Here is a 16,544-nt window from a genome sequence, read left to right as displayed (position 1 = left end):
AGTCAGTTAGCCGACTGACTAAAAGTTCTGATTCGAGGACCCCTCATGATCGTTGTCACTGGCGCCACCGGAAATGTCGGCCGTACGCTCGTCCGCCTGCTGACCGAGCAGGGACACGAGGTGACCGCGGTTTCGCGCCGTATCACCCAGGCCGATGCCCCGCCCGGCGTGCGTGCCGTCACCGCCGACCTCGCCCGGCCGGTCGCCGGCCTACCCGCCACGGCTGATGCGGTCTTCCTGCTCGTCGGTGGAGACCTCATGATGACCGGCGACCCCACCACCGTTGTCGCTCCATTCACGAACTACGGCAAGATCGTCCTGCTGTCCTCACAGGGTGTGGTCACCCGCCCGGACTCCCTGTCTCACGGACAGGCCTTCGCCGCCTACGAACAGGCCGTCATGGACTCCGGCACCGACTGGACCATCCTGCGCCCGGGCGGCTTCGCCTCCAACGCCTACGCCTGGGCGCCTTCGGTCAAGGCGAGCCGGACAGTCGCCGCGCCTTTCGGGGATGTCGGCCTCCCTGCCATCGACCCCGACGACATCGCCGCCGTGGCCGCCGCCGTCCTGACCCGGCCCGGCCACGCCAAGGCCAGTTACGAACTCACCGGCCCCGCCTCGACCACCCCGCTCCAGCGCGCCGCTGCCATCACCAAGGCCATCGGCGAGCAGGTCACCTTCATCGACCAGACCCGAGAGGAGGCCCGCGCCCAGATGCTCACCTTCATGCCCGCCCCGGTCGCCGACACCACCCTCGACATCATCGGCACCCCCACCCCGCGCGAGCAGACCGTCAGCCCCGATGTCGAGAGGATCCTCGGCCGCCCCGCCACCACCTTCGCCGACTGGGCCAAGCGCAACGCCGCCGCCTTCGCGTGACCGACGGCGCGCACACGATCGGGACGTCCACGAGCACTGACGGAGTGCTCGCAGACGCGGCGCGGCGTCGTGCAGTCAATACCGCACGACGACTTGACCGGCTCCACGAGGAGGCGGGCACGATGACGGCCGGACAGCTCCTCCACGGGACGCACCGTGCCCTGCTGCATTACATGGATACGCCGTGCGGTACGGCTGGAGTGGAACGTCCCGGGAGCGGCTCCTCTGAGCCTGCCCCTTCGAAAGACCGGTCGGGCCCCTTGTTCCGAACAAGATCAAGGGGCCCACAGCTTGTACCGCATCCTCCCAGCGCGCACGCGGTCCGCGCACCGTCAGGAGCTTCGCGTGCTCGTCGGCCCGTCCTCGATGGACGGTCGGAGTTGCAGCAGGATCGCGGCCGCTTCCCCTCGAACGCTCTCGGCGGGGTCTGATGTCAGCTCCAGGCAGACCAGTTCCAGCTGTGCCACGTCTTCGTCGGACTGACGACAGATGTTGGCGATGACCCGCACGTTCACACCGAACCGGTACTGCTTGCGGGAGTGTCCGGTGTCCCGTGGATCTAGCGACTGGCACCAGCTGCCGAGCCGGCTGCATCCCGTACATCCTGCGGGAACACCGGCCCTCGTTCTCGCGTGAACCACCACACCGGCATCAGAGTGCCGGCCTCGGTGCGGAACGCCCCAGAGGACCCCGTAGGGCGACCTCGGCATTCAGGTGCTGGTAGCCGACGAAACTCTGCACGCGGCAGGGCATGACGCCCAGCGCCCGTGACCGCTCTTCCTGGCCGATGGAGTGCCGTGAGGGCACGCGGAAATTCGGTGCAGTGTGCGGCGTGTCACATCCAGGAGCCGTGGGATCGCCGTGGGATCATCGAGCGTCTTGATATCCACGCTCCACCCGAACCCCCAGGTCAAGAAGGTGCAGACCTAGCCGGACAGGCCGGGGACGCCCGTTTCGCAGCACCGACGCGAGGCGACCGCTGCACGCGGAAACACCCCTCCAGGGGCGTCTCCGCAGGCCAGAACGTTTTTCTTCGGTGGGGCGGGTGGGACTCGAACCCATTTCAGTGACGCGTCTCACCTGCGACGATGCCAAAAGGCCGGACATATCCATCCGGCTGCGTCCCCCTCGATCCCGCTCGCCCGCGGGGTGGTGCAGCGTTCGCTGCACCACCGCTTCCCCACTCCCACGCACCCCGAAGACCAGTCGAGCTCTGCCCACCCGTGGTCTCGCAGTCGCGGGACCAGCACTACGGACTGTCCACACACCGGCCGAGTACCCCTCAGGAAGCTGGTTACGGTACGTAGCCTTCCGGCAGTCCCAGGCACAGGCCCCTCAGTGCACGCCGGTCTCCGATTCAGGTCGGGGCAGCTCGTCCAGATCCAGGGTGAAGGTGCGGCCGTCGGCCAGATCGACGGGGAGCTTGCCAGTGCCGTACTTGTGCGTGTACGCCGCGATGTAGCCGCTGCCGGTGGGCTGGGTGTGGACGACGACCTCCGCCGCGTACGGGTCCACCACGAGGTAGACGGGGATGCCGTAGCGGCCGTACTTGGCGGTGCAGTCGTCGTAGTCCTTGCGCGCGGAGGAGACGGACACCACCTCCGCGATCAGCAGGACGTCCTCGAAGCTGTAGCGCTTGCCCTGCTTCTGCGCGTCCTCGCGGAGGATCGCGAGATCGGGGGCGGAGTTCTCGTCGGCGGGGAAGTCGATGTACACGTCGGAGGTCACCTTCGCATGGCGCCCCAGAGCGAGCGTGTCGATCTGCATCGAGCGGATCGTGCTGGAGTGCTCCAGGCTCTGCGGGGTCATGATCACCTTCCCGTCGGCACCGAAGAAGACCGTGTATCCCTCGGGGAACTCGGTGTGCATGATCGCCTCGACGCTCATCAGCGGCTCCTTCCCGTCGCCTCCCAGAATACGGTCGAAACACGCGTCAGCAGCGAGCATCACCGGCAATCTGGAGACACGTGGATTCGAGGGCCATGATCCGGGCAGGAGCGTCGCGGACCTCGCCCCGAACCCGAACCGTCGCTGTCCGCTCGAGGCTCCGTGGCCGTGGCCCTTGATGTCCCCCTCCGCCGACTGCCGCAACACCGCCGCCGTTCCGCCGCCCGCGCGAGGACAGCTCGCTCGACCTCCAGCTGGTCCAGCGCCTCCAGGAACGGGGCGCCGGCCGGGCTGGGGGCGGGTTGGCGCACGCACCTCGCCCCCCGGCCCCCACCCCCAGCGGCACAACCGCACCGCCGCCGGTCCTCAGCTCCCCGCTTTCCTCGTGCGGTTCCTCGCCGGTGACCATCCGGATCCCACCACGGTCGGACCTCGTCGTCGAGCATCCCATCCACGACGCGCCGCACTCCCGACAGTTCAAGCGCCACGGACCCACGCCACCAGCTGCCGCAGCACCGCCGCTGTCCCCTCGCCCGGCACGTTCTCCAAATCCATCCGCCCGAACGCCGCGCGCTCCACCTCCAGCGGGTCCATCGCCTCCAGGAACGCGGCGGCGACCGAGCCGGGGTCGGCAGGCGTGCCGACCTCAACCAGGGCCAAAAGGTCCAGCTCGGCAGGCCACGTCGCCGTGGGGCGCAGCTGCAACACGACACGTGAGAGCTCATCTGGAAGCCCGATGCCTGCCAGGTGGGCAGCAGGGCGTGTCAACGAGTCGGCTGAGTGATCCTGCTGCCGTGCTGGGGGGGGCGGTCACGGCCGCACGCGCAGAATGAGACCCATGAGCCAAGAACGCCCCACCACGGTGCAAGGGGACGAGCGGAACCGCGAAGTGCGTCGCCATGTCATCGAGGTCAGCGGGGGACGTCCCGGTCAGTGGACATTCGACGTGCTTGATCAGAACCGATGGTCCCGTCTCACAGAGGAGGAGCGGAAGGCGGAGCGTCACAGGGCCATCAAGCGACGGCAGAATCGCCGGCGCGCCCAGCGCATGCGGGAGAACGGCCCGCGGGAGAGATACACGCTGGTAGAGGTCGGGGACCGCGACGGGTGGCGCTGCGTGATCTGTCACAGCGCGGTGAACCGCGAGTTCAGACCGCCGCACCATTGTTCCCCGAGCGTCCATCACCTCCTCGAGATCGTGGCAGGCGGTAGTGACACTCTGAACAACGTCGCCCTTGCCCACCAGTTCTGCGACAGCGACTCCTAAAAATGGGGCCAGAAAACGCCGACTGTGGCCCGGCAACGGCTGGCGGACCGCCTGCTCTACGGCAAGCACGGGCCAGGGCGCCGTGAGCGCGTGCCTGACGCGGACGCTGTAGCCCTGGCCAACGAGATCACGGACGCTCCTGACTGCTGTTAGGCGGCTCCGCTGCCCACCGCCGAGGGCACGGCTCGCAGACTGTCACGCGCCTTCGGCGCCCGCCTTCTCCAGATTCGCCAACGCCTGCTCGGCCACCTTGCGTGCCTGAGCGTTGAGGTCCCGCTCGGTCACCACGTGAGCCGGCGAGTACCTCTCGACGAAGAGGAACTGACCGGCGCCGATGTCCACCGTGAGCGACGCCCGCCAGTCGTCGCCGTACATGACCTGCCGTGCCGCACCGCGTCCCTTCACCATGACCGGAACAGCTTTCGTGGGGCTGGGGTCCGTGCCGTCGGCGGTCCCCAGCAGGGCCTCCTCGTTCCTGAAGACGGAGACCACGTACCCGGCTGGGTTGTCCTCGTCCGGGGTCATGGAGAAGTAGCAGCTGACCTCACCCTTGCCTGACATCGGCTCCGCCTCCCACACACCGATGGCCTTCTGCTGGGCCTCCGTGAGTGTGGCTTCGCAGACGGAGCCCTCCTTCACTCCAGCGGTGTTGACGGGCGCCGCGGCCACGTGCTGCCCGGGACTCGGCTTCGCAGACGTGGCCGGCTGCTGGCCGGACGCGGCACACGCCGTCGCCAGAACGGCAAGCGGCACCACGGGCCACACGCGCAACTGCGGACGCACTGCTACTCCTTGTGGTTTCGGTAGGACTACACCGTGGTGCGGGGAAGGTGATCACCCTAACCAGTCACAAGTCGGCGCCGGGCAGGACCAACCGGATCCGGACCACGCGATCACCCGAAGTGGCCAGATCCGCTCTCCAGGTCGTCCGTACCGTGACCGCAGTCCGCACATGGCCGGATACTCCGGGCTCGGCTGATCGCTCCCCGCGCGAAGCGCTGCGAGCGAGGGGCGCCCGGGCCCTGGACTCCCACCCGCACCGCTTCGGAAGCGTGCGGTAGCTGGGGGGGTGATTCAGCCACCCCATCAACGTCGGCCAGATCAAACTCTCTGTGCGCGATTCTGTTCCGTAAGTTACTTGAGGGACTATCAGCGGGGGAGATTCATGGCTTGGGATGAATGGGAGCAGATCAAAGCGGGCACGGCCGCCCAGCAGCCAGCGTCGATGCGACTGAACCAGGTTGCCCCAGGAGCGGGAGGCGGAGGCGTCGGCAGGCCGGACATGGCTTCCAGCCCGGCGGCCAAGAAGGCGGCGGCGAGGACGTGGAGCCGGGGGTCACCCGGGACGGCAAGCACGCCGCCGAGAGCACGAACGCGGCGGTCAAGGAGTTCGGGCCGAAGGACGGCCACGGCTGGGACACGTCCAGCGCGCTGAAGAGGGCGCAGGAGACCTGGGAGAAGCAGGTCAGGATGTTGCTCGGCCGCCTGGCCTCGGAGAAGCAGGCTCTGAGCGCGACCGGAATCAGCTTCCAGAACAACGAACTCGACACCACCGCGCGCCTGGCTCGGCAGTCGCGGATCAACGGCATCTGACCGGCCGACTGGTTCCAGGAGAGGGGGAGACATGCCGACATACCACGAGGTCCTGACGACGGACCTGTCCGGACTCACCACCGCCGCGGGCAAGTGGGAGGAAATGGCCACCAGGTTCAAGACGCTGGAGGAGCGGTACGAGAAGGACGTCCACGGCATCTCGCTCGGCGAGTCCTGGATCGGCCTGAGCGCCCAGGCAGCCAACGACAGGTTCACCATCACCCTGAAGGAGCTACAGGGAGCGCAGAAGGAGGCGAAGGCCGTCGCCGGCGTCCTCCGTGACGCGCACACGCAGCTCACCGACCTGCGCAACCGGGTCAAGGCGATCCGTGACGACGCCGTCAAGGCGGGCATGCGCGTCTCCGACCAGGGCACCGTCGCCTTCGACACCGCACAGCTCACGCAGAGCGAACGTACGACGTTCGCTCACGACCCCGACTTCCAGCAGACCGCCCGTACCCAGGCGAACGAGTGGGCCGAAAAGCTCGTCCAAGCGGTCAAGGCGGTCACCGACGCCGACGACGGCATCCGCGTGGCCCTCGATGCCGCCGTCCTCGACTCCGACCCCATAGACGGCACCTTCAACGGCTTCAACCGGAACCCCCAGGACAGCCCCTATCCGTCCCTGGAGGAGGCCGGCAAGGCCGCCAACATGCCCAAGGACCGCAAGGACATCCCCGCCTGGTGGCAGAGCCTCGGCCCGGTCACCCGCGGCATCCTGCTGAAGGAGACGGGCGACGAACTCCGATCCGCCGGAATCATGGACCCGCGGTACCAGTGGCATTCCGCCGACCCCGGCTCCGGACGGTTCGACGCGGAAGAGCCCACCCCCGAGGACCTTTGGTTCCACGCCCGAGCCCTGGCAATCGCGACGGCCGGCGACGCCATCGGAGAGACCGGAGCCTCCCGCAACATGCTGCACTACCTGCGGGGCACAGGCGAAACACTCGACCTCGACGTGGACCGGATACTGGCCGACGACTCCGACTTCCGGTCAAAGATCGAGAACAAACATGTCGGTACGAACCAGGACGCCTGGCGGCAGCAGGCACTGAACGAGTTCCACGAGGCCGGAGGCGACAGGACCGTGGTCGTCCCGGTCGAGAGCAGGACCAGGCACACAAACCTGCAGAGCGACGAGTGGTTCCACGCGGTGGGAGCCCACGCGCAGAACGTCTCCGGGTTCGTCACCGTCACCCCGGACGCTCACGGCGGCGCACCCAAGGTCTCACTTGACTACCAGGTCAACGTCTGGGACCGCTACAACTGGGACCCCGGCAAGTCCACACCCTTCGCCGACGGCCTCATCAATATCTCGGACGGCGACATGGGCCGGCTGCACAAGGTGGGGTTCGCCCAGGAATTCGACATGCAGGGCAGCAGCTCCACCTACCACCACGATCTCAACAGCTCCACACCCCCGACCACCACTCCAGAGGACCAGGGACGCGAAGGCACCCGGGGCGACGTGTCCCGAGGCGAGGAGAAGAACCGATGAAGCTCCGCCGCACCGCGCGAGCCCTCCTGCTGGCCTCGGCCGCCACTCTCGCCGCAGGGCTGACACTAGGCGGCTGTACATCCGCTCCCTCGGGCCACGCCACGCGCACGGCTCCCTCCCCCAGCTGGAAGAAGGGAGCAGATGCCGAAGAGTCGGCGGCATTCATGAAGATCCAGGTCCCCCAGGGGGCAACGGAGGTAAAGGGGGCCGTACGGGTCCAGCCACAGGAGAACGTCTACCTGCTGTCCTTCGTCACGAGCGAGCAGGCCGCGGAGGCGATCACCAAGGACCTGCACCCCGACTACCCCTTGGCCGTGGAAAGCCCGTCCTCCTCGTCGCTGAGCGGAGACGGGTTCAAACACCTCGGGCTCACCCCACCGCAAGAGCTCAAGAGCGTGCGGACGACAAGTGCGTGTCCGCCCTGCGTCGGCGACTCAAGGCGGCGCCATATCCAGGGCATCGAGATCCACATCGGCGAGGTCACCGAGAATCGCGTGCGGGTCTACCTGGCGGCCTACTGACGCTTTCAGTGAGGCCACCGAAAAGCTACGCCCGCGTGCCCGAACGACAGACCCTGCGTATCGTCCCGGCCTACCCGCCCACCTGCGTCCGACTACGTCCCCCTTCGATCCCGCTCGATCGAGGACCGTGCAGCGTTCGCTGCACCGCGGTCGCCACGCTCCCCCGCGCCCGCGAATCTCGGGTCGACTCCACCCCCTGCGGCTCGCCATCACTCTGTGGGCCTGCTCAAGGCCCTACAGACCCCGCCAGGCACACTCAGCGGGCGGTCACGCTACGTAATCCATCCGCCGCCGAGACGGCGGCTCATTCCCGGCCGCCGGCGGCGAGCCCCTCAGCGCGCGCCGGTCTCCGGTTCGGGTCGGGGCAGTTCGTCCAGGTCGAGGGTGAAGGTGCGGCCGTCGGCCAGGTCGATGGGGAGTTTGCCGGTGCCGTACTTGTGCGTGTGCGCCGCGATGTAGCCGCTGCCGGTGGGCTGGGTGTGGACGACGACCTCCGCCGCGTACGGGTCCACCACGAGGTAGACGGGGATGCCGTAGCGGCCGTACTTGGCGGTGCAGTCGCCGTAGTCCTTGCGCGCGGAGGAGACGGACACCACCTCCGCGATCAGCAGGACGTCCTCGAAGCTGTAGCGCTTGCCCTGCTTCTGCGCGTCCTCGCGCAGGATTTGCCGTAGGTGTAGGTCGTGGTCTGCGGCTGGGTCTGTCCCGCGCCGGCGTACTGGGTGAGCTGGGTCGTGCGGCCCCTCGCGTCGGTCACCTTCGTGGTGGCCGTTCCGCCCTTCGGCGGCGTGACGGTGACCCGGTCACCGTCGTAGGCCGTGTTCGTCTCCCACTTGAAGTCGCCGAGGTAGTAGGAGGCCGTCTTGGTGACGCGGCCCAGGCCGTCGTAGGTGTTCTTGGTGACGTTGTTGACCTGGTTCTCCTCCTTCGCGGTGTAGAGGGTGGTGGAGGGAGCGACGTCGCCGTAGTAGGCGGCGAAGTTCTTCCAGGCCCAGCCGCGGGTGTCGTAGCGGGTCTCGGTCAGGACCGTGTGGGTGGTGCCGTAGGCCGGGGCCTGCGTCTGACGCTCGCGGAAGAGGCCGTCGTACAGCGTGTGTGTGACGCGGTACTCGCCGTTCTGCTTGAGCGTCTTTGTGGTGACGGCGTTGGCCTGCGTCTTGGAGATCTTGTACGCGTATTCGACCGACGGCTGAGTGGCGTGGTCGGCCTTGGGCCAACCGGGCTGCCAGACCGTCAGGACACGGCCGAGGCCGCAAGGCTGTGCAGTCACTGGTCTCGCGGTCTAGTCACTCACCTCCGCGTCCGGTGATCTGAAACTCGTTCGGTTCCCGTTCACCAGACGCAACGGACGGCCGGATCCCAGGACTGTACGGGGCATGAGCCTGGCCCGAACCGACTTCAGGCAGCCCTGTATACGAATCCGTACAACCTTGAACGGCTGTTACAAGTCTGGTGTGAGTGATGTGAACGTCCCCCACACCGCAGCACAGGAGGTCCCACCTTTGAAACATCTCAGCCCGGCCATTGCCCTCGTGGTCGCCTTGAGCACAGGTGCCTTGAGCACTCCGTCGTTCGCGGCCCCTACAGCCGAGTCGGGGCCCGGGATGACGGCAGACGCGGTCGCGCCGCTGGCCATACCCGCCGATTCCGTGCTGCTCAGCGCCGGGAAGACAGGCATGCTCAGCCGTACCGGGACCGGTGGCACGGCTGTGCACCGCTGGACGCGTCTGTCGGACGGTGTCACCACTGTGCTGCCGGCCGGGTCCCATTGGGGGAGCGCTGGCACCGATCTGGTCGTGTCCCAGAAGGGGGCCGTGTTCACGCTCACCGACATGAGCGGGACGGCGGGGCCGGTGATGATCGACACCTCGGCGTTCAACACCACCGCCTCCCGCTACACGCTGGACCGTGTCGTGGGCAGGTCGCTGCTGATGACGGCCACCGCGGGCGGCGCCGAGGAGCTCCACCTCGTCTCCCAGGGGGAGAACGGCCAGGCCAGGGACCGCAAGCTCGACCTGGCCAAGGGTTCGAGGCCGTACTTCAGCTACTCCTCCGGCCCGGACAGCCTCGCCGTCTCCTACGGGGAGCCCATACAGAACGGCTACTACCGGGCCCGTCTCAGCACGGTGGACGTTGCCACCGGGACGATCACCGCGTCCCACTACTTCCTCCCGGAGGCGAACCACACCGCGGTCGCCGTGACGCCGAACCACCTGACCTGGGTGCTCGGCCCGTACGGGGACAACCCGCAGCTGCAGGTGCTCTCCCGCGCCACGGACGCACCGGTGGCCACCACCCCGCTGCTGCCCCGGCAGACGCACGACCTGACGGTGCACCACGTGGGCGACTGGGTGACGCTGGTCAAGCCGGGCGGCGGCACCGCGTCCTCGCCCCACCCGTACACCCCGCTCACCGCGAGGTCAGTGAACGGCGCGTCGGACGTGCCGCTGCTGGACCACGCGGCCTCGGTGGCGAACAGCCCCGATGGGAGCCTGCTCGTCCTCGGCGGCACCCTCGCCCACGGCGAAGGCCTGTACCGGATCGCCCAGGACCCCGCCACCGGCAAGCCCATCGCCACCCTCCTGCGCGCCTTCGACCGGCCGACCGCGCTCGCCGTGGTGAAGGAGAACCTGCCGCCGACGGGCACGTTCGACTTCGACCGAGCGGGCGGAAAGCTGAACGCCGGCTGGACCCTCAGCCGCTTCAACGCCAGGACGACCCTGACACTGACGCACACGGCGTCCGGCCGGACCGTCAAGATCGCCCAGGAGCCGCGCGACAGTGTCACCGCCCACTCCCTCACCTGGGACGGGTTGTACAAGGATGGCCTTCCTGCGTTCAACGGTGCCTACACCTGGACGATGACGGCCACGCCCGCCAACGGCGTCGGCCTGCCAGTCGAGCGCAAGGGCTCCTTCACCCTCTCCCGCGCCCCGCGGCCGCACGACTTCGACGACAACGGCTCCCCCGACGTCCTCGCCCGCCACTGGGACGGCACTCTCTCGTCGTACGACATCCGGCAGATATGGAGCCTCGACGCGTACGAGTCGCCCTACGAGCTCCCGATCGGCGGCGGCTGGAACACGTACGACCGGATCCTCGCCGCCGGCGACCTGGGCGGGACCCGCGCCGGCGACACCGTCGCCCGTGACAAGAGCGGCGTCCTGTGGCTCTACCAGGGCAAGAGCGGCCACAAGACGCCCTTCGCCCCGCGCACCCGGATCGGCGGCGGCTGGGGCATCTACAACCAGCTGGCGGCCGGATCCGATGTCACCGGCGACGGCCGCCCCGACCTCCTGGCCACCGACAAGACCGGCGTGCTGTGGCTCTACCGCTCCACCGGCAACCCCCAGACCCCCTTCGCGACCCGCAAGAAGGTCGGTGGCGGCTGGGGCGTCTACAACCAGATCACCGCCACCGGCAACCTCGCCGGCGCGGGCGCTGGTGATCTCGTCGCCCGCGACAGGACCGGAGTCCTCTGGCTCTACCTTGGAAAGGGCGACGGCACCTTCGCCGCCCGGACACGAATCGGCGGCGGCTGGAACACATACGACGAGATCATCGGCATCGGCGACGTCGACGCGGACGGCCGCAACGACCTCCTCGCGTCGAACGGGTACATGACGGACGAGACCGTCCTGTACGTCTACCGGGGAACCGGCCAGTGGAAGACGCCCCTCGCCCCACGACAGTCCGACTCGGTCGAACAGCGAGCCTGGCTCGGCAACCTCTTCTGATCTGACAGACCCCTCCTGCCGGCCGCGCGCGCAAACGCCCGCGGCCGGCTCTCGTGGTCATCTTCGGACCTCCCTAGGCCATGCTGAACCGGCAGGTGCCTTGGGTAACCTCGGCACGTAACTCCCGAACGTCTTTGCCTCCCTACCGTGCGTTGTGCTGCAGGCGTCACCTGCGTCCGTCGAAGCGACCGTCGTTACGACTCGGAGGGTGTCGAGCTGTTCCGGATCGGCAAGCTCAGTGAGCCCGTGGACGGCGGCATCCATGCGGTCCGGGCCGTCCATGCCTTCGACCCAGGTGACCATCTGATCTTCCAGCTCGGTGTACCCGCCGACGTGGTGGGCGAGCTGCTGCTCGTACAGCTGGGCCACGGGCGCCGCGCGGAGCCGCTTGCCGACCTTCGCGGTGACCTCCAGGATCACGGGCATGAGCAGGCCCTCGGTGACGCCGCCCCTGCGTAGCTGCTCCCACGCCTGGGTGACCACCTGCTTGGCCATGTCGCCGCCGTAGTTCTTCTCCACCACGACGGCGTCGGCCTTGAGTTCGAGGGCCAGGCGGCAGGCGGTCAGGCCCCAGTCGTCGGCGCCCATTGAGCCGGACCGGTCGGCCAGCACGTAGAGCTGCCGGTCGAAGTCGCGGGCCACGCCGACGATGCCGGTCCCGTTCCCGACGGTGCCCTCTCCGCCGGCGGGGGTCGACCGCGACGATGACGCGCGCGATGTCGAAGCCGGATAACTGCACAGCGTTGATGCGGGCGTTGTCGATCCAGTCGCGCTGCCACACGCCTCCTGCGGGCGGGCGCGGCTTCTGCATGTACAAGGCGTCCCAGACGCGTTCGCCGACGCGCTTGCGGGTCTTGGCGTGGTAAGCGGCGCTGAACCGCTCGGGCCACAAGACCTCCCCCCGGTGCGCGGCCGAGGGGATCGTCCGGGCTGCCGGCGAGTGCGGGAGGCCGATGACGCGCCAGGCGTCGCGCTCGGTGGCGAGGATGCGCCCGGCGAGGTCTCTTCGTGCCAGCGGGTCTGGATCAGGCATATGGCACCGGTCGGGTCTGGATGATGGAGGTCCACCAGTCCCAGGCGCGTCTGCGCATGGTCGGGGAGTCGGCGTCCGCCATGTCCTTGACGGGGTCGTCGACGATGGCGATGTGCGCGCCTCGTCCGGTCAGGCCGCCGACGAGGCCGGCCGCGAGGAGTCCGCCTTCGCCGCCGACGATGTCGAAGCGGTTGACGGCCTGGCTGCCGGGCTTGAGCTGGAGGCCGAGGTCGTCGCCCCAGGTGAGGATGGCGTCTCGGATCCACCGGCCGTGGTCGTCGGCGAGGTCGGCGGAGTAGCTGGCGACCATCATGTGGTGGCCGGGGTTGCGCCGCAGGTACCACAGCGGGGCCCAGCGCGAGGCTCGTCGGCCTCCCTTGCCGTGCAGCGGGGGCATGGTGAGCATGACTCGGTCGCACCGGCCCTCGGCCATGCCGATGAACGCGCGGTCGATCAGGTCTAGGTGGCGGGCCTGCATCTCCTGTCCGCCAGGGAGCACGGCAGCGAGCGCGCCCGGGGAACGGTCCATGGCGAGCTGACGTTCCGCGCGTACGAGCTCGGCGCGCAGTTCAGGGGAGGCACGGACGATGGAACGGTGCCGTGCGGGCGGGAGCGTCTTGTGGCGGGCAACGATGCTCGCGGTGTCCCGGGCGGCCACTCGGCGTCCGGGTCGGTGAGCGCGATCCGCTTCTCCAGCCCGGCCGCCATGGTGGCCTCGACCTGGACCGGTCCGCCGTCCGGGCCGGACAGCTCCGTGCGGACGGGCATGTCGAGGCCGAGGAGCCGGGGCCCCGAGCGCGCCCAGGATGACCTGGAAGACGCCGGCCAGGATGACGGCGGCGATCAGGTAGCCGAGACCGTGCTCACGGTTCAGCGGCGCGATGACCAGGACGACGGCACCGGTCGCCGCGGAGATCATCGCCCGCCGGCCGCTGGCGACGGAGAGCACCACGGCCATGGTGAAGGAGGCGAACAGACCGGTCGCCGGATCCACCCCGGCGATGATCGAGAACGAGATCGCCCCGGGGACCAGAGCGAGCGCGACGACCAGACCGGCGAGAACCTCGGTGCGTCAGACCTTCGGGTCGGACAGCCCGGGTGCCGACGAGCGGGAGGCCCTGCTGGAGCGCGTGCGCGAGTACCAGCAGGCCGCCTCCGAGCAGGTGGAGAAGCTGCGTGTCCAGCTGTCCCGCGCGGAGGGCTTCTCCGCCACCCTGGGTGCACGCCTGGAACGTGAAGCCCCGGCAGCCCGGTCCTGACCGCGCCTTCGGCTGCACTTCCATGCAGCTGTTCATGTGCAGCTTGAACCGACAGGCGACGACGGGGGTCTCGATTCGCTTACGGGCGTTCCCGCCCCTGCGTTCGAGGGGCTATGGGTAGGGTGGCGGGCGGGGCAACAGTGGCGAAGGGGGAACTGGTGTCGTTCGACGAGGAATGGGCTCAGGTCCGGGAGGACTCGGCCATGCGTCAGGACTCCGCGACGAGGCTGAACTCCACGGCGGCTTCCCCGGGGGGCGGTTCGGGGCAGCCGAACCTCCGGACGAACGATCCGGGGAAGGCCGCCGCGGTGAAGGCCTTGGAGACGCGCCTGCAGCCTGAGACGCAGAAGGCGGGGATCGCGGCGGACGAGTCCACGAATGCGGCGGAGACGGCCTTCACGTCCTGGGCGACGAGCGCGGGTCTCAGGAGCGCGCATGAGCAATGGGCAATGCAGGTCAAGTCGCTCCAGGCCCGGCTGGACGCGGACAAGTCCGCGCTGCAGGGCACGCGCACGGGATTCACGGGATTCGAGACCAGGCTGCAGCATCAGTGGCTGCTCCAGCCGCCTGCCGGCGGCCCGCAGGGCCCGTACGCCAAGTAAGCGAGGGAATTGATGCTGACGTACCAGGATGTCGTCACGATTGATCTCACGCCGCTGACCACGGCCGCGGGCAAGTGGGACGAGATGGCGACGAGCTTCCACACCTTGGAGACCGACTACAAGAACTCGGTCCAGTCGGTCGCCGAGGACGGTGTCTGGCTGGGGCTGAGTGCGAACACCGCTTCGGGGCAGTTCGCCGCCACCGGTAAGCAGTACGCGGCCGCGCAGGTGGAGGCCAAGGCCATTGCCTCGCTGCTCCGGGACGCCCATACCCAGTTCGTGACGCTGGTCAAGGCCGTCAAGGACGTTGTCACCCAGGCCCAGGCGGACGAGATGATCGTCGACGGCCAGGGCAAGGCGACATGGGACTCCGCCAAGTACCAGTCTTCCAGGAACGATCCGGACTACCCGGCGTTCCAGCGCAAGCGCTACGACGCGGCGACGGAGTGGACGCGCCGAATCGATACAGCGGTGAAGGCGGTGGACGATGCCGACCAGGGGGCGAAGCTGGCTCTGACCCAGGCGGCCGGCGGGAACAAGGGCGTCATCCCGGGTCTGCCCAACCAGCAGTACGGCTTCAACGGCGCCGCGGTAGGTGACATCGAGCTCTACGAGGCCCAGAAGGCCCAGGACATCGCCACCCGAATCAACAGTGGCGAGAAGGTCTCCGCAGCCGACTACGCCGAGTTGAACCGCTCTTTCCGGGACAACGCCGGCAACAAGGCGTTCAGTCAGACTTTCCTCGCCGGTCTGGGTACGGACGGGACCATCAAGCTCTCCAACAAGCTGAACAGCAAGGAACACCAGGATCTGGAGCGGGGGCTTGCCAACACGGTGGCCGGAGCGACCCAGGTGCCGGGGAAGACCTCCGAGATGCCCCCGGGGTCCAAGAAGTTCAACGAGTGGCTCAACAGCCCGGACGGCAGGTTCTACAAGGAGTGGACCGAGAGCCTCGACAAGTCCGGTACCAAGAACTTCGGCTCCAACACCCAGCCGCTCCACGGCTACCAGTCGTTCGTCAGCATGATGCAGCACGCCGACGCCGATTACGACGACCAGTTCCTCTACCAGCTCGGTGACGACCTGATCGCAGCCGAGAAGGAGCACGAGGGCATCTTCACCAAGTGGGGCGGCGGCTGGGAGGAGAAGGGGATCGAGAGCGACCCGATCGACGGCCTCCTCGGCGTGATGAGCAAGAACCCGGAGGCGGCGACCGCGTTCTTCGACCCGCAGGGCAACGGGCCGGCCGGTGACCACGTCGGCAACGACCACCTGAAGTACCTCCTCGGCAGCGGTGACGACTCCCGCGAGTGGCCCAAGAACGTCATCACCGGGTACGGAGTCGCCACCTATGACGACTACACCAGCCGGATCGGTCTCGGCGCGGCGCTGGAAGCCGCCACCACCGGGCGGGAGCCGAACTCCGCCGGGGCCGCGTTCGACCAGCACTCCGAGGCCCAGGCACGGGTGATGCAGGAGACCATCACCGTCCTGGACAAGGACGACAAGGGCGACGCCATCGAGCAGAACCTGAAGGCACCCCTGGGGCGCGCTCTCGCCGACTACACCATGGATACCCACGCGATTCTCAGGGGCGACGGCCCCGGGGACAGCTCCGGGATCAAAGCGAACGGCGAGGACTCCAGCATCACCAACGACAAGCACAGTCTGCTCCGGGTCATGCGCGGCGTCTCCGACGCGGCGTACGGGACGACCCCCGGAGGCGAACCCGTCCTCGTCTACGACCTCCTGTACGAGAACCAGAAGCTGTACTCGGCCGAGTACCTTTCCACGGCACGGGGCGCCGAGGGGGACCAGCAGAACAACGTCGTCGGTGACTGGGACAACAAGGCTCGTAACGTCGGCGAGGTGTACGGGGCGATGACCGCGATCGGGTCCGACATGATCCTCGACGACCGCGACACCAAGATCGGCAACCTCAACGACGCGATGCGCTACACGTACCACGGTGTCGGTGGACTGTTCACCCAGATCCCGGTGGTGGGCGACCCGATCCAGCGCATGGTCGACGCGGCCACCTACGAGTACTCCAAGGACGTCTCCGCCGCGGCGGAGGACGTGGCCAGGTCCAAGGACAGCAGGGCGACCACCGCGGGCATCGGTGGCACGAACGCACTGATGGACGCCTGGGGCAGCACCCGCGGCGTCCAGGGAACCGAGGCGCACGAGCACGCCAAGGGTGAGGCGCAGCAGAGCTTCATCACCGGCCGCGAGGACGCCTACTCGGCCCTGCGAACGAGGAAGTGA

Annotated in this window: 16 protein-coding genes and 1 pseudogene; 8 read left to right on the top strand and 9 right to left on the bottom strand. The window is 68.3% G+C overall.

Features of this window, described 5'->3' with window-relative positions; genetic code table 11:
* The first annotated feature begins 45 nt into the window (after positions 1 to 45).
* Positions 46 to 879, top strand: a complete 834-nt coding sequence (locus DEJ46_RS27380) for an NAD(P)H-binding protein (protein ID WP_150270524.1) — start codon at positions 46 to 48, stop codon at positions 877 to 879.
* 332 nt (positions 880 to 1,211) lie between these two features.
* On the opposite strand, the gene DEJ46_RS40125 is transcribed toward DEJ46_RS27380, so the two are convergent.
* The 4 genes from DEJ46_RS40125 to DEJ46_RS27360 all read right to left on the bottom strand — a co-directional run bounded on the left by DEJ46_RS40125 (position 1,212) and on the right by DEJ46_RS27360 (position 4,816).
* Positions 1,212 to 1,394 carry a hypothetical protein gene (locus tag DEJ46_RS40125; protein ID WP_223835135.1) on the bottom strand — a complete coding sequence of 61 codons (183 nt, stop codon included), beginning with the start codon at positions 1,392 to 1,394 and terminating at the stop codon, positions 1,212 to 1,214.
* An 820-nt stretch (positions 1,395 to 2,214) separates the two neighbouring features.
* Positions 2,215 to 2,766 (bottom strand): Uma2 family endonuclease, encoded by a 552-nt coding sequence (locus tag DEJ46_RS27370; protein ID WP_150270520.1) that lies wholly within the window; start codon positions 2,764 to 2,766, stop codon positions 2,215 to 2,217.
* Positions 2,767 to 3,243: 477 nt separating this feature from the next.
* Entirely contained in the window at positions 3,244 to 3,474 is a 231-nt protein-coding gene (locus DEJ46_RS27365; protein WP_150270518.1) for a hypothetical protein, read from the bottom strand.
* A gap of 754 nt (positions 3,475 to 4,228) precedes the next feature.
* Positions 4,229 to 4,816, bottom strand: a complete 588-nt coding sequence (locus tag DEJ46_RS27360) for a hypothetical protein (protein ID WP_150270516.1) — start codon at positions 4,814 to 4,816, stop codon at positions 4,229 to 4,231.
* A gap of 540 nt (positions 4,817 to 5,356) precedes the next feature.
* On the opposite strand from DEJ46_RS27360, the gene DEJ46_RS40120 reads away from it, so the two are divergent.
* From DEJ46_RS40120 to DEJ46_RS27345, 3 genes are read left to right on the top strand one after another with little or no spacing between them, the layout of a single operon-like run.
* On the top strand, positions 5,357 to 5,626 hold the full coding sequence (locus DEJ46_RS40120) for a hypothetical protein (RefSeq protein ID WP_223835554.1): 270 nt from the start codon (positions 5,357 to 5,359) through the stop codon (positions 5,624 to 5,626).
* A gap of 31 nt (positions 5,627 to 5,657) precedes the next feature.
* A complete protein-coding gene (locus DEJ46_RS27350; RefSeq protein ID WP_150270514.1) occupies positions 5,658 to 7,124 on the top strand; it encodes a hypothetical protein in 1,467 nt (488 codons plus the stop codon).
* Positions 7,121 to 7,645, top strand: coding sequence for a hypothetical protein (locus tag DEJ46_RS27345; RefSeq protein WP_150270512.1), 525 nt, complete (start codon positions 7,121 to 7,123; stop codon positions 7,643 to 7,645). Before DEJ46_RS27350 ends, DEJ46_RS27345 begins: the two co-directional genes overlap by 4 nt.
* 332 nt (positions 7,646 to 7,977) lie before the next feature.
* On the opposite strand, the gene DEJ46_RS27340 is transcribed toward DEJ46_RS27345, so the two are convergent.
* Positions 7,978 to 8,238, bottom strand: a complete 261-nt coding sequence (locus tag DEJ46_RS27340) for a Uma2 family endonuclease (RefSeq protein ID WP_263411760.1) — start codon at positions 8,236 to 8,238, stop codon at positions 7,978 to 7,980.
* 11 nt (positions 8,239 to 8,249) lie between these two features.
* Positions 8,250 to 8,915: a hypothetical protein gene (locus DEJ46_RS27335; protein ID WP_190622917.1), complete on the bottom strand. Its 666-nt coding sequence runs from the start codon at positions 8,913 to 8,915 to the stop codon at positions 8,250 to 8,252.
* 526 nt (positions 8,916 to 9,441) lie between these two features.
* On the opposite strand from DEJ46_RS27335, the gene DEJ46_RS27330 reads away from it, so the two are divergent.
* A complete protein-coding gene (locus DEJ46_RS27330; protein WP_150270510.1) occupies positions 9,442 to 11,382 on the top strand; it encodes an FG-GAP-like repeat-containing protein in 1,941 nt (646 codons plus the stop codon).
* A 57-nt stretch (positions 11,383 to 11,439) separates the two neighbouring features.
* On the opposite strand, the gene DEJ46_RS27325 is transcribed toward DEJ46_RS27330, so the two are convergent.
* The 3 genes and pseudogenes from DEJ46_RS27325 to DEJ46_RS40550 form a co-directional block, all read right to left on the bottom strand.
* Complete coding sequence (locus DEJ46_RS27325; RefSeq protein WP_150270508.1) at positions 11,440 to 12,024, bottom strand: hypothetical protein; 585 nt, start codon at positions 12,022 to 12,024, stop codon at positions 11,440 to 11,442.
* Positions 12,025 to 12,407: 383 nt separating this feature from the next.
* On the bottom strand, positions 12,408 to 13,073 hold the full coding sequence (locus DEJ46_RS39310) for a terminase large subunit domain-containing protein (protein ID WP_190623355.1): 666 nt from the start codon (positions 13,071 to 13,073) through the stop codon (positions 12,408 to 12,410).
* A 195-nt stretch (positions 13,074 to 13,268) separates the two neighbouring features.
* Positions 13,269 to 13,421: pseudogene (locus DEJ46_RS40550) on the bottom strand (sodium-independent anion transporter); the annotation flags it as partial.
* Between DEJ46_RS40550 and DEJ46_RS40115 the strand changes: the two are divergent.
* From DEJ46_RS40115 to DEJ46_RS27305, 3 genes are all read left to right on the top strand, one after another.
* Positions 13,348 to 13,674, top strand: a complete 327-nt coding sequence (locus DEJ46_RS40115; protein ID WP_223835504.1) for a hypothetical protein — start codon at positions 13,348 to 13,350, stop codon at positions 13,672 to 13,674. The pseudogene DEJ46_RS40550 and the gene DEJ46_RS40115 overlap by 74 nt on opposite strands.
* A 158-nt stretch (positions 13,675 to 13,832) precedes the next feature.
* Positions 13,833 to 14,276 (top strand): hypothetical protein, encoded by a 444-nt coding sequence (locus DEJ46_RS27310; protein WP_150270506.1) that lies wholly within the window; start codon positions 13,833 to 13,835, stop codon positions 14,274 to 14,276.
* A 12-nt stretch (positions 14,277 to 14,288) separates the two neighbouring features.
* The gene (locus DEJ46_RS27305; RefSeq protein ID WP_150270504.1) at positions 14,289 to 16,544 is read left to right on the top strand and encodes a DUF6571 family protein; all 2,256 of its coding nucleotides are present in this window, start codon (positions 14,289 to 14,291) and stop codon (positions 16,542 to 16,544) included.

Origin of the sequence: Streptomyces venezuelae, from assembly GCF_008642375.1 — a bacterium.
Taxonomy (GTDB): domain Bacteria; phylum Actinomycetota; class Actinomycetes; order Streptomycetales; family Streptomycetaceae; genus Streptomyces; species Streptomyces venezuelae_G.
Note: the sequence above shows the minus strand (reverse complement) of the source record. Positions and strands in the feature narration are given on the sequence as shown.

Excerpts from the sequence above, each read along its gene's own strand:
- DEJ46_RS27305 (WP_150270504.1), top strand. The coding sequence starts at position 14,289 with ATGCTGACGTACCAGGATGTCGTCACGATTGATCTCACGCCGCTGACC.
- DEJ46_RS27350 (WP_150270514.1), top strand. The coding sequence starts at position 5,658 with ATGCCGACATACCACGAGGTCCTGACGACGGACCTGTCCGGACTCACC.
- DEJ46_RS27370 (WP_150270520.1), bottom strand. The coding sequence starts at position 2,766 with ATGAGCGTCGAGGCGATCATGCACACCGAGTTCCCCGAGGGATACACG.
- DEJ46_RS27380 (WP_150270524.1), top strand. The coding sequence starts at position 46 with ATGATCGTTGTCACTGGCGCCACCGGAAATGTCGGCCGTACGCTCGTC.
- DEJ46_RS27345 (WP_150270512.1), top strand. The coding sequence starts at position 7,121 with ATGAAGCTCCGCCGCACCGCGCGAGCCCTCCTGCTGGCCTCGGCCGCC.